General features: G+C 65.0%; 10 protein-coding genes and 1 pseudogene. 5 read left to right on the top strand and 6 right to left on the bottom strand.

The annotated features are described in order from the left end of the window. Window positions 1–2: 2 nt before the first annotated feature. Window positions 3–659 carry a DUF6134 family protein gene (locus CCC_RS00355; RefSeq protein ID WP_009869152.1) on the bottom strand — a complete coding sequence of 219 codons (657 nt, stop codon included), beginning with the start codon at window positions 657–659 and terminating at the stop codon, window positions 3–5. 68 nt (window positions 660–727) lie between these two features. Next, complete coding sequence (locus CCC_RS00360; protein WP_041039112.1) at window positions 728–3,457, bottom strand: Rne/Rng family ribonuclease; 2,730 nt, start codon at window positions 3,455–3,457, stop codon at window positions 728–730. Window positions 3,458–3,958: 501 nt separating this feature from the next. Here CCC_RS00360 and CCC_RS00365 point away from each other — a divergent pair. The 3 genes from CCC_RS00365 (at window position 3,959) to CCC_RS00375 (ending at window position 8,621) form a co-directional block, all read left to right on the top strand. After that, window positions 3,959–5,605, top strand: a complete 1,647-nt coding sequence (locus CCC_RS00365; protein ID WP_236686253.1) for an N-acetylmuramoyl-L-alanine amidase — start codon at window positions 3,959–3,961, stop codon at window positions 5,603–5,605. 3 nt (window positions 5,606–5,608) lie between these two features. Then, complete coding sequence (locus CCC_RS00370) at window positions 5,609–5,938, top strand: hypothetical protein (RefSeq protein ID WP_009869157.1); 330 nt, start codon at window positions 5,609–5,611, stop codon at window positions 5,936–5,938. A 124-nt stretch (window positions 5,939–6,062) separates the two neighbouring features. Beyond that, window positions 6,063–8,621: a penicillin-binding protein 1A gene (locus CCC_RS00375; protein WP_041039115.1), complete on the top strand. Its 2,559-nt coding sequence runs from the start codon at window positions 6,063–6,065 to the stop codon at window positions 8,619–8,621. A gap of 46 nt (window positions 8,622–8,667) precedes the next feature. Here the strand turns inward: CCC_RS00375 and CCC_RS00380 are convergent, their stop codons facing one another. The 4 genes from CCC_RS00380 to CCC_RS00395 form a co-directional block, all read right to left on the bottom strand. After that, window positions 8,668–9,069, bottom strand: a complete 402-nt coding sequence (locus tag CCC_RS00380) for a response regulator (RefSeq protein ID WP_041039119.1) — start codon at window positions 9,067–9,069, stop codon at window positions 8,668–8,670. Window positions 9,070–9,153: 84 nt separating this feature from the next. Then, entirely contained in the window at window positions 9,154–9,774 is a 621-nt protein-coding gene (locus tag CCC_RS00385; protein WP_041039121.1) for an indolepyruvate oxidoreductase subunit beta, read from the bottom strand. An 11-nt stretch (window positions 9,775–9,785) separates the two neighbouring features. After that, the gene (locus CCC_RS00390) at window positions 9,786–11,642 is read right to left on the bottom strand and encodes a thiamine pyrophosphate-dependent enzyme (protein ID WP_041039144.1); all 1,857 of its coding nucleotides are present in this window, start codon (window positions 11,640–11,642) and stop codon (window positions 9,786–9,788) included. Between the two features lie 169 nt (window positions 11,643–11,811). Further along, window positions 11,812–12,750: a LysR family transcriptional regulator gene (locus CCC_RS00395; protein WP_236686254.1), complete on the bottom strand. Its 939-nt coding sequence runs from the start codon at window positions 12,748–12,750 to the stop codon at window positions 11,812–11,814. A gap of 177 nt (window positions 12,751–12,927) precedes the next feature. On the opposite strand from CCC_RS00395, the gene CCC_RS00400 reads away from it, so the two are divergent. Continuing rightward, window positions 12,928–14,106, top strand: a complete 1,179-nt coding sequence (locus CCC_RS00400) for an acyl-CoA dehydrogenase (protein WP_041039123.1) — start codon at window positions 12,928–12,930, stop codon at window positions 14,104–14,106. Window positions 14,107–14,231: 125 nt separating this feature from the next. Next, window positions 14,232–14,390, top strand: a pseudogene (locus tag CCC_RS00405) (electron transfer flavoprotein subunit beta/FixA family protein); the annotation flags it as partial.

The raw sequence follows: 14,390 nt of genomic DNA on the forward strand, positions 1-14,390 counted from the left end.
CCTCACTTGAGCACGTAGTAGATGTCCGATCCGTCATCTCCCTTGATCCAGACCTGGACCAGGGCCTGCTCGGAATCGTACCACAATTCCCGGCGAAGGCCGTCATCCCACAGCCATCGCGTGGTATGGGTCGTCTTGCCGCGCACCATGATGGTCTCCTCCCCCAGGGACTGGACCTTCAACGGCGTCGGTTTACCATCGCCTGGGTCCAGCATCATGGTGGTGCTGGGCGACAAAGGGTACCACAGCGAGCCGGGAAACATCCGGGGATGGCTGGCGGGCGGCTTATCGTCCACCCAAACCCTGATTGCGCCACCCGACGCTTCGGCCCTGACCCTGTGGCGGATGCCGTCGTCATTGGTGGTGTAATCCATGGATTGGAGATGGCCGTTTTCCCAGATCTCGACGCCCCGCTGCTCGAAGATGAAAAAGGGTATGAGCATGAAATTGACGCGGATATCCGCCTCGACCAGCACTTCGAATCCGCCCTTGCGGGGGCGGAAGACGAAATTATGGTAGCCGATATAGCCGCCGTTACGGGTGACGGCAAAGGACAGGTTCTGTTCGCTCTGATTCGTCAGAAAGGGGGGGGCCGCCGCCGCTGTCGTGGCGGCTACAAGCAGGACCAGGGCGGCGATGAGTGGACGAAAGGTCCTCATGCGCGGCGGGTACCTTCAGTAAAGACATGGGCGGCCCCCGGCCTTGACCGGGAGCCGCCCAAGCTGGATCAGGACATCAAACGGTTCCACCACCCCTTGCGCGGCGGCTTGGCGGGAGCCAGGGGCTCGGCCTCGGGCTGGGGCGCGGCGGCGGCTGGCGCTTGCGCCACGGCCACCGGCTCCGGCTCACGCGCGGGAGCAGCCGGTTCCTCGGCAACCACTTCCGGCTCGGGCGCGCGCACCGGCTCGGGTGCGGGCTCCGAAACGGCTTCGGGTTCAGCTTCGGCCTTGGCGTCCACCTTCTTCTTGGCCGGGGCGCGCTTGCGCTTGGGCTTTTCCTCGGTGGCGGCCGCCTCCTCGGGGGCAGCCTCCTCGGTCTTGCCCTCGGCCTTCTTCTTGGCGGGCGCACGCTTGCGCTTGGGCTTTTCCACCTCGGCGGCGGGAGCGGCCTCCTCGGCGGAGGCGGCTTCGCCTTCGGCTGATTCCTGCGGCGCGGTTTCGCCTTCGGCGGCCGGGGTGTCGCTCAGGCTCTCGGCGGTTTCACCGCTGCCAGCCTCGGCGGTCTCGCCGCCTTCACCGGCCTCGCCCTCGCCTTCGCCCTCACGCCGACGCCGACGGCGGCCGCCACGGCGGCCACGGCGGCGCTTGCGCGGCTGATCATCGTCGCCACCCTCGGTGCGGGTGCCTTCGCCTTCGCCCTCGGCCTCGTCGTCCTCGGCTTCGCTTTCGCCCTCAGTGGGGGGCAGCTCCTCCTCGGAACCGCCTTCGCCCTCGGCCTGTTCGGGACGGTCGTCACCGGGCTTGCGGCGGCGGCGGCGGCGGCGGCGGCGCTTGCGTCCGGCCTCGCTGTCCGGGTCTTCCTCGCCCCGGTCTTCCCTGGGGCGTTCGTCCCTGGCGCGGGGAGCGCGCTCGGGCCGGGCCTCCACCTCTTCCTCGTCTTCCGGCTCGGCCTCGTCGGCCTCGGGCTCGGCGGGCGGACGGTGGACGGCGTCATCCATGGAGATGGCGGTGCGCGCCGGTTCGTCGGGTCGGAACTCGGCCTTGACCTTGTCCATGCGGAAGGCGGGCGGAATCAGCGTGTCGTCGCCCGACAGGAACACGTCGAACTCATAGCGCTCCTCGATGGCGGCCAGCGCCGAGCGCTTCTGATTGAGGATGTAAAGCGCGATGGCCGACGACACATAGACGGTGACCTCGGAGGAGCGCCGCCGGATGCCCTCTTCCTCGATGGCGCGCAGGATGTGCACGGCGGCCGATTCCACCGAACGCACCAGACCGGTGCCGCCGCAATGGGGGCAGGGGCTGAAGGTGGTTTCCTGCAAGCTGGGGCGCAGCCGCTGGCGCGACAGTTCCAGCAGGCCGAAGGCGCTGATCTTGCCCACCTGGATGCGGGCGCGATCATTCTTCAGCGCTTCCTTCAGGCGACGTTCAACCGCATGGTTGTTGCGGTTCTCTTCCATGTCGATGAAGTCGATGACGATGAGGCCGGCCAGATCGCGCAAGCGCAACTGGCGGGCCACTTCGTCGGCGGCCTCCATATTGGTCTTAAGCGCCGTCTCCTCGATGTGGCGCTCCTTGGTGGCGCGGCCCGAATTGACGTCGATGGCGACCAGAGCCTCGGTCTGGCTGATGACGATATAGCCGCCCGACTTCAGCTGGACCACCGGCGAATGCATGGCGTCCAACTGGGCTTCCACCTGATAGCGGTGGAACATGGGCATCACCGGGTCCTTGTAGGGCTGGACCTTCTTGGCATGCGACGGAGTCAGCATGCGCATATAGTCCTTGGCCAGACGATAGCCCTCGTCGCCGTCCACCAGCACTTCGTCGATGTCGCGGGAATAAAGGTCGCGGATCGAGCGCTTGATCAGGCTGGCCTCTTCATAGACCAGGGCGGGCGCGCTGGACTTCAGCGTCAGTTCGCGCACGCTGTCCCACATGCGCAGCAGATATTCGTAGTCGCGCTTGATCTCGGTCTTGGAGCGCTCGGAGCCAGCGGTGCGGATGATCACCGCCATGCCATCGGGAATATCCATCTCGTTGGCGATGGACTTGAGACGGCGGCGGTCGGTGGCGGAGACGATCTTGCGCGAGACCCCACCACCGCGGGCGGTGTTGGGCATCAGAACGCAATAGCGGCCAGCCAGGGAGAGATAGGTGGTGAGTGCGGCGCCCTTGTTGCCGCGCTCCTCCTTGACCACCTGGACCAGCATGATCTGGCGGCGCTTGATCACTTCCTGGATCTTGTAATTGCGCAGCAAGCGGGCCCGGCGACGCTCGTTTTCCACGTCGTCGTCGCCGCCGACGGTCTCCACGTTGCGCTTGCGCTGGGAGCGGCCATTATCGGAACCGCTCTCCCCATTCTCGCCGTTTTCGCCATTCTCGCCGGTTTCGGAAGGGGCGTCCTCGACGGTGGAACCGTCGGTCTGTTCCGCCACTGCTTCGGCGGCCAGATGGCCTTCGCCCACCGGTTCGGCGTCATCGCGGTCGTTGGTGGCTTCGCGCATCACCTCGGCGCGCTGGGCGGCCAGCAGCGCCTGGCGGTCGGCCACCGGAATCTGGAAATAGTCGGGGTGGATTTCGCTGAAGGCCAAAAAGCCGTGGCGGTTGCCCCCGTATTCGACGAAGGCAGCCTGGAGCGAGGGTTCGACCCTCACCACCTTGGCCAGATAAATGTTACCCTTCAGCTGCCGCTTGGTGGATGTCTCAACATCCAGTTCTTCCAGGCGGGTTCCATTGACGACCACGACCCGGGTCTCTTCCGGGTGGGTGGCGTCGATCAACATACGTTTGACCATTAAGGCGATCTCTCCGTGGCGCCGCCCGCGACGCGCTAAGCGCATGCGAGCGGTTGTCTGATCCAGCGAAGCCGGCGCTTAGGCACGCGCGACCAATCAGCTTGCCGCTGGAACCAGCGGCGCCTCGGAAAACGACCTCGCGTCCGTGTGCGGATGCGGGCCTCATTCGGCGGGAACCTGATCGCGGGCGAATCCGCCCGGCTTCGAATTCTAGTCTGGCATCGCGGTCCGAGCCATGGCGTGCCTCAGGGTTCGCAATCATTGCGAACCACCGTGACGCCATCGTCCTGGAACGGACTATCGGATCGTACGAGCTCATGGGCAGTCAAAATAGCCTTGCTCCGTCCATTCGACAACGATCTTGTTGCAACCCATCCACACAGAGGGAAAATCGAATAGAAGAGTCTGCCGAATCAATGCGTTTTGGGTTGAGCTTGAGTCCGCGTCTGCGGTATAGCTGTCTCTCGAGATTCCCTGACTGGCCCCTTGGCGATGAGGCAGATGAGGACAAGACCGCGTTTCTGGTCGGCGCTGATGGCCCTGGTCGTGCTGGGAGGGCTGGGCGGCCCCCCCGCAAGTCTGGCGGCGACGGCGTCGGGTGCGCGTCTCGGCGTCCATGGCGAGGGTGTCACCCGTTTCGTCCTCGATCTTTCCGATCAGGTGGGCTTCAAGATCACGCCCCTGAATGATCCCTACCGCATCGCCATCGATCTGACCGGAACCGAGTTTAACGGCACACCGGGTATTTCCAAGCCCTGGGGCTCGGTCAATTCCCTTCATCTGGAGGGCGGGCGGATCGTGCTGGATCTCAGGAAGCCCGCCCTGGTCAAAAGCGCCTTCATCATCGCTCCGCGCGACGGCATGGGCCATCGCCTGGTGGTGGACCTGGCCGACACCACGCGCGAAGCCTTCATGGCGGCAGCCGGGTCCAATGCCGGGCTGGCCGCCAAGGCGCCGGTCCCGAAGCTGCCAGCCAAGGCATCGGCACCGGTACCTGCACCGGCTCCGGCCAAGGCCGCTCCATTGCCCGAGGCCCCTAAGCCGGTGGAGGAGTTCCATCTGCCCGAGGCCGTGGCCCCATCCTCTCCGTCCGAGGCGGCCCGCCCTGGTGCCAACCGCATCGTGGTGAACAGCCCCAATGCGCCCGCCGAGGCTCTTGCCCCGCCTTCCGAGCCGGTGACCCTGGTGCCGCCTCCTTCCATGCAGGCGCCCCTTCCGGTGGAGCGCCCCCAACTGGCTGACAAGCCGCTGGCTGAGAAGGGGGCGCGCACGCCCCTGGGCACGCCCATGCTGTCCTCGCCCATGCCGCCGCCGCCCGAGCGGCCCGCGCCGCCGCAGCCCGTGGCCGCGCCTCAGCCTCCCGCGCCCACGCCCGTTCCTGCCGCGCCGCCTCCGCAGCAGGCGGTGCAATCTTCAGCCCCGGCCATGGAGAGCGTCGCCAGGGCCAAGGACGGCGTGCCGGTGATTGTCATCGATCCCGGTCATGGCGGCGTCGATCCCGGTGCCACCGGCGTGTCGGGCACCTATGAGAAGCACATTACCCTGGCCATGGCCCGCGAACTGAAGGCCATGTTGGAGCACAACGGGCGCTATCGGGTTCATCTGACCCGTGACCGCGACGTGTTCATCCGCCTGAGGGAACGTATCGCCATCGCGCGGGCCCAGGGTGCCGATCTGTTCATCTCACTTCATGCCGATGCGGTGCAAAGCCCGCAGATCCGGGGCCTGTCGGTCTATACCCTGTCGCGCAACGCCTCGGACGCCGAGGCGCAGGCCCTGGCGGAAAAGGAAAACAAGGCCGATCTCATCGCCGGAATCGATCTCACCCACGAATCCGCCGACGTGGCCAATATCCTCATCGATCTGGCCCAGCGCGAGACCATGAACCGTTCGGCGGGCTTTGCCACCGAACTGGTGGATGAGGTGGGCCAGGAGATGGATCTGCTGGGCAATACCCATCGCTTCGCCGGTTTCGCCGTGCTGAAGGCGCCCGATGTTCCGGCGGTTCTGGTGGAGATGGGTTATCTCTCCAACGAATCCGAGGAGAAGATGTTGCGCCAGCCGCAATACCGCGCCCGTCTGGCCAAATCCATCGCCAAGGCGGTGGAGCGTTTCTTCCCGCCCAATCTCAAGGCCAAGCGGCCTTAAGGCATGCGGCTTCCCGCCCTCCTCATCTTGGCGCTGACCGTTTGGGCTGCCGCTGCCCAGGCCGAGACCAAGCCCACCGTGCCCTGTCTCACCTGTCCCCGCATCGTGCCCGCCTGCTGGATGATGGTCTACCGCTGGACCGACTACAATTTGCGCTCGGGGCCGGGCAATCATCTGGTGATCACCGACGGACCGCCGCCCACCCGGCCGGAACTGGCCAAGGCGGCGGAAGAGGTCATCCGCTCGCTGCCCAAGGGCATGAAAACCGCCCTGGTGGGCACCAGCCGCATCGATTGCCCCGAACCCATCAAGGCGGAGTCGCGTAAGCCGTAGGCGGAGATGGCACGCCTGCTGAATGGATGATGGACAGACGTTTCTAACGCCTGCATCTTCCCCGCACTTGACGCCGGAGGCCGCAAGGCGGTACCACCAGCCCAAACCGCAAGGCACCGCCGCCATGTACCGTTTCTTTCTGGGACTGTTCAGTCTGTTGATCCTGCTGGCCATCGTCGGCGCGGGCGGGGTCCTGTTCGTCTTCTGGCATTTCGGACGCGGCCTGCCGGACTATCACCAGCTGGCCCATTACGAGCCGCCCATCACCACCCGCGTCTATGGCGGCGACGGACGTCTGGTGGCGGAATATGCGGTGGAAAAGCGGGTCTTCGTGCCGCTGCCGGTCATTCCCCAATTGGTGAAGGACGCCTTCCTCTCGGCCGAGGACAAGAATTTCTATACCCATGCCGGTATCGACCCGGTGGGTATCGCCCGCGCTATCCTGGTCAATCTGAAGAATCGGGGCAAGGGTGCCGACCGGCGGCCCGTTGGCGCTTCGACCATCACCCAGCAGGTGGCGAAAAACTTCCTGCTGACCAACGAAGTCTCCATCGAGCGCAAGGTCAAGGAAGCCATTCTGGCGCTGCGCATCGAGCGCACCTTCTCCAAGGACCATATCCTCGAGCTTTACCTCAACGAGATCTATCTCGGCAGCGGCGCCTATGGCGTGGCGGCCGCCGCGCTCAATTATTTCGACAAGGGCCTGGACGAGTTGAACGTGGCCGAGGCCGCCTATCTCGCCGCCCTGCCCAAGGCGCCCAACAACTACAACCCCCATCGCCATCCCGAAGCCGCCAAGGAGCGCCGGGACTGGGTGATCGGGCGTCTGTTCGAGGACGGCAAGATCACTCAGGCCGAGTATCAGGCCATGGTCGCCATGCCGCTGGAGGTCCGCACCCGCAAGGAGATGCAGGCGACCCAGGGTGGTGACTATTTCGCCGAGGATATCCGCCGCGAGTTGCAGGCCAAATACGGTGAATCGGCGCTGTGGAAGGGCGGGCTGGTGGTGCGCGCCTCCATGGATGCCAAGCTTCAGGCGGTGGGGTCCAAGGTGTTGCGCCAGGGTCTGGCATCTTACGACCGCCGCCACGGCTGGCGCGGTCCCATCACCCGCATTCCCGCCGCCGCCGGTTGGGGGCCGCTGCTGGCCGCCGTTCCGCGTCCAGGCGGGGCCGAAGAGTCCTGGCAAACGGCCGTTGTGCTGGCGCTGAACGACCATGAGGCCACGTTGGGTCTGGTGGGCGGCAAGGTGGGCCATGTTCCCTTCGCCGAGATGAAATGGGCGCGCCCCACCCTGGAGAAGTCCTCTGCCGGGCCTTTCCCGCGCAAGCCCGCCGACGCCTTGGCGCTGGGCGACGTGATCCTGGTGGAGCCGGTGGCCAAGGGCGAGGATGGCAAGCCCTATCCCGCCAACTTCTTCACGCTTCGCCAGATTCCAAAGGTGGAAGGCGCCCTGGTGGCCATCGATCCCCATACGGGCCGCGTCCTGGCCATGGTGGGCGGCTGGTCCTACGGCAAGAGCCAGTTCAACCGCGCCTCCCAGGCCATGCGCCAGACCGGCTCGTCCTTCAAGCCCTTCATCTATCTGGCTGCGCTGGAAAGCGGCTATACGCCGTCGTCGCTGGTTCTCGACGCGCCCATCGCCCTGCCCCAGGGGCCGGGCCTGCCGTTGTGGCGTCCCAAGAACTATCACGACGACTATCTGGGGCCGACCACCCTGCGGGTCGGCATCGAGAAGTCGCGCAATCTGATGACCGTGCGCCTCGCCCAGGCGCTGGGCATGGACAAGGTGGCCGATTACGCCGGACGCTTTGGTATCTACGACAATCTGCCGCGCCAGTTGTCCATGGCCCTGGGCGCGGGCGAGACCACGCCGCTGCGGCTCACCGCCGCCTATGCCATGCTGGTCAATGGCGGCAAGAAGGTGCGTCCCACCCTGATCGACCGTATTCAGGACCGCAACGGCAAGACCATCTTCAGCCATGACCTGCGCTTCTGCGACGGTTGCTCGGCCAACCGCTTCACCGGCCAGGACATGCCGGTTCTGCCCGATATCCGCGAACAGATCGTGGATCCCGTTTCCGCCTATCAGATGGTCAGCATCTTAGAAGGCGTGGTCCAGCGCGGCACCGGCACCTCGGTGAAGGCGGTGGGCAAGCCCCTGGCGGGCAAGACCGGCACCTCCAACGATTCCAACGATGTGTGGTTCGTGGGCTTCTCGCCCGATCTGGCGGTGGGCGTGTTCGTGGGCTTCGACGAGCCAGGCACTTTGGGGGCAAAGGAAACCGGCGGCTCCATCGCGGCGCCCATCTTCCGCGACTTCATGATGGAAGCCCTGAAGGACAAGCCGCCGACACCCTTCCGCGTGCCCTCCGGCGTGCGGCTGGTGCGCGTCAACGCCCATACCGGCAAGCCCGCTCTGCCCGGCGATGCCAAGGCCATCTATGAGGCCTTCAAGGGCTCTGACCGCATGCCCGGCGACGAGGAAGACGTGCTGGAAGGATCCGGCAATATCGATGCGGGCTTTAGCTTCGCGCCCTTCCTGGGCGCGGAAGAAGGCGCCAGCGGCGTGCAACTCACCGCGCCGCCCGGCACGCCCGGCCCCGACGGCACCATTCCCGCCGCTCAGCCGGTCCAGCAGGCCCCGACCGGACCGGCACCCTCGGCGGGCGGGTTGTATTAAGGGAAACGAGATTCTGACCGTGAAGGGCTGATGCCCTTCCGGGCGGTCAGCCCTTGGAATCCGTCATCACCTTGATGATTTTTTCCTTGAGCGCGGGCGGCAGGACCGGCTTGGCCAGGAAGGCATCGACGTTCAGTTCCTTGGCGCGGCCCACCGTGGCGGCGTCGGTATGGGCGGTCAGCATCACCACCGGCAGGGACTTGCCGAAGGGGATCGAGCGCAGCAGCTTGACGAAGCCGAAGCCGTCCATGGGGCGCATCTGAACGTCGCAGATCACCACATCGGGCTTTTCCAACTCGGCGACTTCCAAGCCGGAATTGCCGTCATGCGCCTCGACCACCATGCCGATGCCGATCTGTTGCAGCATCTTCTTGACGATGGTCCGGACGAATTCCTGGTCATCGATGACCAGCACTTTCAGCGCACTCAGATCCACCGAAGCAGACATCCGATCATTCCCCTGGATAAGACATTCTCACCGGTTCGTTGAGGCTAACAGAACCCGGTGAGAATGCCAAAGGGCGATAAATACTTAAGCGGCGGAAGTCTTGGTCTTGGCGCTTTCGGCGGCATCGCGGCCAGCGGCAAACGCCTTCTGGTTGACCTCGACCATGGCGGGCTTCTTCTCGCGGAAGCGCCCGACGATCTGCTCTTCCAGCTCGCCCGCCGGGAAGGGCAGGTAATCGGCGATGGCGCCCAGCATGATGGTGTTGATCAGGCGCAGATCGCCCAATTCGCGGGCAATGGCGCCTGCGTCGAAATCATAGACGGTGACGCCCGCCGCCCGCATCTGGGCCACCGGGTCGTCCGGGTACTTGAAGAGTCCGGCCGAGACCACCGGCGGAACCAGGCGGATGGTGTTGACCATGGCCACGCCGCCGGGGCGCAGCATATCGGCCCAGCGCGATCCTTCCGCCACTTCGAAGGCGACCAGGATGTCGGCGGTGCCGGGCGTGATGACCGGCGACCAGACGCGCTTGCCGAACCGGACATGGCTGGTGACCACGCCGCCGCGCTGGGCCATGCCCGCCACTTCCGACTTCTTGCAGTCCAGGCCGCGCGCGATGGCCGCCTGGGACAGGATCTCGGCGGCGGTCATGACGCCTTGGCCACCGGTGCCGCACACGAGAATGTTCGTGATTACATCGCTCATGATTGTGTCCTTCACTCAGCCGCCACGGCGGGCTTGGCCTTGACGATGGCCTTGGGGCCGCAGGATTCGACGCACATGTTGCAGCCGGTGCACATGGCGGTGTCGATGGTGGTGAATTTCAGCTCGTTGACCTTGCCGTCGGGGCGGACCTTGGATTCCGAACGCTTCACCGTGATGGCCGGACAGCCCACATTGATGCAGTTGCCGCAGCCGGTGCAATCCTCGTCCACCACCTTGTAGGGTTCGATCTTGGAGTAGAACTCGGACAAGACGCAGGGCCGGTCGGTGATGATCACCGAGACCTCGGGGATGGCGGTTTCCTGCTTGATGGTCTTGAACACCACGGGCAGCTGGTAGGGGTCGATCTTCTTGATGCGCTCGGGATTGACGCCCAGCGCCTCGACCAGCTTGGTGAAGTCCACGCGGGGCGTGTCGTCGCCCTTCAGGCCCTTGCCGGTTCCGGCATGGTTCTGGCCGCCGGTCATGCCGGTGGTGCGGTTGTCCAGAATCAGGACGGTGACGTTGCCCCGGTTATAGACGATGTCCAGCAGGCCCTGCATGCCCATGTGCAGGAAGGTGGAATCGCCGATGACGGCGACCACGGCCTTGTCCTTGGTCTCTTCCGAACGGGCCTTGTCCATGCCGAGAGCGATGCCCATGGAGGCGCCCATGGAGATGGTGCTGTCCAGCGCGTTCCAGGGATGACCGGCGCCGAGCGTATAGCAGCCGATATCGCCCGAAATCTGGACGTTTTTGCGCATACGGGCCAGCGAGTAGTAGACGCCCATATGGGGACAGGCGGCGCACATGGTCGGCGGCCGGGGGAAGGGGTCGAATTTCGGATAGGTGGTGGCGGGCGGCACCGGCTCGCCCAGGAAGGTCTTGATGGCGGGGATCAGCACATTGGGGGTCAGCTCGCCCAGGCGGGGCAGCAAATCCTTGCCATGGATCTTTTGCAATCCGGCGGCCTTGAGTTCGCGCTCCATCAGCGGCTCGGTCTCTTCGACCACCACCAGATGCTCCACCTGGCCCGCCAGCTTCTCCACCAAAGCCAGGGGCACCGGATAGGTGAAGCCCAACTTCAGCACGGGGGCGTCGGGGAAGCTTTCGCGCACATGCATGAAGGCGGGGCCGGAGGTGACGAAACCCACCCGCTTGTCCTTGCCGTCATCGAGGAAATTCAGCGGCGAGGCCTCGGCCAGCGCCTGCAGCTTGCCCTCGCGGGCGATCTGGGCGGGAAGCAGGCCCTTGGCATTGGCGGGCGTCATCACCCAGCGCCGCGCGTCGGACTTGAAACCGCCGATGGCGTGGGCGACCTTCTCGCCCACCTGGACCACCGCCTTGACATGGCAGACGCGGGTGGTGAGGCGCAAAATGACCGGGGTGTTATAGGCCTCCGACAGTTCGAAGGCATACTTGGCCATCTCATAGGCTTCCTGGGAATCGGCGGGCTCGAGCACCGGCACATGGGCGAAGCGGCCCCAAAAGCGCGAATCCTGCTCGTTCTGGGAGGACGACATGCCCACATCGTCGGCCACGGCGATCACCAACCCGCCGATCACACCGGCCACGGTCACCGTCATGAAGGCGTCGGAGGCGACGTTCAGGCCCACATGCTTCATGGCACAGAACGAGCGGGCGCCCGACATGGAGCCGCCGATGGCCACTTCCATGGCCACCTTCTCGTTCACCGACCACTCGGCGTAAAGGTCGGGATAGAGCGACAGGCTCTCTAAGATCTCGGTGGACGGGGTGCCAGGATAGGCGGCGGCCACTCTGGCGCCAGCCTCCCACACGCCCCGGGCGATGGCATCGTTACCCGACAACAAAAGCCGCGATTGCGGCTTGGCCTGAACGGCAGCGGTCATGAACAGCTCCTCACGCTCTCCGGTATCATCCACGGGCGCGGGGACTTGCCCTCTCTTTGCCGCGGAAACGGCGGAGCCTAACACCGACGGGGGCTTCACCGGAAGCAGAATGCGCAGTCAGTTTACGTGATTGCATTACGAAGTGATACTCACAATGCGATTGTGCGTATCAGTTCCAGCGGCCGTCGGTGGTCAGTCTGTCCAGGTGTTCGATGGCGATGGCGTGCACTGCTCGTGCCGCGATGGACAGGGGCCGGTCGGAAGCATGGGCCAGAGAGATGATCCGCTCGATTTCCGGATTGACGATGGCCACCGCGTCCAGATTGGCGGCCTCCGGCCCGAAGCGGGCATAGCGTTCCGACAGCACGGTATAGCCGGCCCCGGCGGCCACCAGCGACTTGATCTGGTCCAGGGCGTCGATCTCGATCACCACGCGGGGCTCGGCCCCTAAGGTGCGGGCGGCGCGTTCCACCTCGGCCCGCACGCCGTGGGGACGGCCGGGAAGGATCAGCGGCAGCATCAGCACGCTGGTCAGGTTGATGTCGTGGCGGCCCTGCAGCAGGGTATCGCCCTTGGGGCCCACCAGGGCCAGACGCTCGCGGGCGATGAAGCGAGGGGCGAGGCCGGGCGGATGCTCCGAGCCGAAGACCAGCGCCATATCCACCGAGCCCGACAGCACCCATTCCAGCATGTGGCCCGACAGGCCTTCGACCACCCGCAGATGGATGGAGGGATGGCGGCGGCGCACCGCCAGGGCCAAAGGAACGGTCAGGACGGGGCCCAGCGAGGTGGGGATGCCGATCACCGCCGGACCGGCGGGGGCGGCTTCCAGCCCTCTGATCTCGTCCTTGAGATTGGCCATGCGCTCCACCAGCACCCCGGCCCGCACAGCAAGGCGCATGCCGCTTTCGGTCGGGATCACGCCCCGCGCCGTGCGATGTACCAGGGGACAGCCGAACTCCTCCTCCAGCTTTTTCAGGTGGAGACTGAGCGCCGGTTGGGCCACGCGCAGCGCCTCGGCCGCCTTGGTCAGCGAGCCGTGTTCGATAATGCCGAGGAAATAGCGCAGTTGCCGGATGTCCATGGTGGCGTTTTTTCGTTTCGTCATCCCGGAAGCGCGTCAGCGCTATCCGGGATCAAGTGGGGCAAGTCGGGATGACGGTATCGCCAAACTCACACATATAATGATTTGTTATAGCCTCCATAGAAAAGATATTTTTCTCATGATGGCTCGGATCAGGCATGGTGCCCCAAGTGCCATTCATCATCGTGTGGGAGACATACCGTGCAGAATTTCAAGTGGGACGACCCCTTCCTCCTGGAAGACCAGCTCAGCGAGGACGAGAAGCTGATCCGCGACTCGGCGCATGCCTATTGCCAGGAGAAGCTCCAGCCGCGCGTGATGAAGGCGTTCCGCGATGAAAGCTTCGACCGCGAGATCATGAACGAGATGGGCGAGATGGGCCTGTTGGGCCCGACCATCCCCGAGGAATACGGCGGTCCCGGCGTCAACCATGTGGCCTATGGCCTGATTTCGCGCGAAGTGGAACGGGTGGATTCCGGCTATCGCTCGGCCATGAGCGTGCAGTCGTCGCTGGTGATGCATCCCATCTTCAGCTACGGCACCGAGGAGCAGAAGAAGAAGTATCTGCCCCGCCTGGCCACGGGCGAGATCATCGGCTGTTTCGGCCTGACCGAACCCGATGCCGGTTCCGATCCGGGTGGCATGCGCACGCGTGCCAAGAAGGTGGACGGCGGCTATGTGCTGACCGGCTCCAAGATGTGGATCACCAATTCGCCCATCTCGGACATCGCCATCGTCTGGGCCAAGTCCGACGCCCATGAGGGCAAGATCAAGGGCTTCATCGTCGAGCGCGGTACCAAGGGCTTTTCCACGCCCAAGATCGAGGGCAAGCTCAGCTTGCGCGCCTCCATCACCGGCGAGATCGTGCTGGACGAGGCCTTCGTTCCCGACGACGCCCTGATGCCCAACGCTTCTGGCCTGGGCGGCCCGTTCGGCTGCCTCAACAAGGCCCGCTACGGCATCGCCTGGGGCGTCATCGGTGCGGCCGAGTTCTGCTGGCACGCGGCGCGGCAGTACATGCTGGACCGCAAGCAGTTCGGCCGCCCGCTCGCCGCCAACCAGATCCCCCAGCTCAAGCTGGCCAATATGATGACCGAGATCACCCTGGGCCTGCAGGCCTGCGTGCGTGTCGGGCGCATGATGGACGACCACACCTGGGCGCCGGAAGCCGTGTCGCTGATCAAGCGCAACAATTGCGGCAAGGCGCTCGACATCGCCCGCATGGCGCGCGACATGCACGGCGGCAATGGCATCTCGGAAGAGTTCCATGTCATCCGTCACATGGTGAACCTGGAGACCGTCAACACCTATGAAGGTGCCCACGACGTCCATGCCCTGATCCTGGGCCGCGCCATGACCGGCATCCAGGCCTTCTCCTGAGCCAAGGCCGAGCCCCGCAAGGGGCTCGGCTAGGCCCAAGGGGCCGCGCCGCTTCTGCGGCGGGAGCCAAGGGCGCTTGCGCCCGCCCGGCGCCTGACGGGCATTGATTAGAGGATGAGAAAACCATGAAGGTGTTGGTCGCGATCAAGCGGGTGATCGACTACAACGTCAAGATTCGGGTCAAGTCGGATGGTTCGGGTGTGGAGACCCAGAATGTGAAGTTCTCCATGAACCCCTTCGACGAGATCGCGGTGGAAGAGGCCGTGCGCCTCAAGGAAGCGGGC

The sequence above is a fragment of the Paramagnetospirillum magnetotacticum MS-1 genome (assembly GCF_000829825.1).
In the GTDB taxonomy this organism is placed as follows: domain Bacteria; phylum Pseudomonadota; class Alphaproteobacteria; order Rhodospirillales; family Magnetospirillaceae; genus Phaeospirillum; species Phaeospirillum magnetotacticum.

What these genes read in the sequence shown, in the direction of transcription:
- CCC_RS00385 (WP_041039121.1), bottom strand. Translation starts at nt 9,774, where the DNA reads ATGAGCGATGTAATCACGAACATTCTCGTGTGCGGCACCGGTGGCCAA.
- CCC_RS00375 (WP_041039115.1), top strand. Translation starts at nt 6,063, where the DNA reads ATGTACCGTTTCTTTCTGGGACTGTTCAGTCTGTTGATCCTGCTGGCC.
- CCC_RS00380 (WP_041039119.1), bottom strand. Translation starts at nt 9,069, where the DNA reads ATGTCTGCTTCGGTGGATCTGAGTGCGCTGAAAGTGCTGGTCATCGAT.
- CCC_RS00395 (WP_236686254.1), bottom strand. Translation starts at nt 12,750, where the DNA reads ATGACGAAACGAAAAAACGCCACCATGGACATCCGGCAACTGCGCTAT.
- CCC_RS00360 (WP_041039112.1), bottom strand. Translation starts at nt 3,457, where the DNA reads ATGGTCAAACGTATGTTGATCGACGCCACCCACCCGGAAGAGACCCGG.
- CCC_RS00355 (WP_009869152.1), bottom strand. Translation starts at nt 659, where the DNA reads ATGAGGACCTTTCGTCCACTCATCGCCGCCCTGGTCCTGCTTGTAGCC.
- CCC_RS00365 (WP_236686253.1), top strand. Translation starts at nt 3,959, where the DNA reads ATGAGGACAAGACCGCGTTTCTGGTCGGCGCTGATGGCCCTGGTCGTG.
- CCC_RS00390 (WP_041039144.1), bottom strand. Translation starts at nt 11,642, where the DNA reads ATGACCGCTGCCGTTCAGGCCAAGCCGCAATCGCGGCTTTTGTTGTCG.
- CCC_RS00370 (WP_009869157.1), top strand. Translation starts at nt 5,609, where the DNA reads ATGCGGCTTCCCGCCCTCCTCATCTTGGCGCTGACCGTTTGGGCTGCC.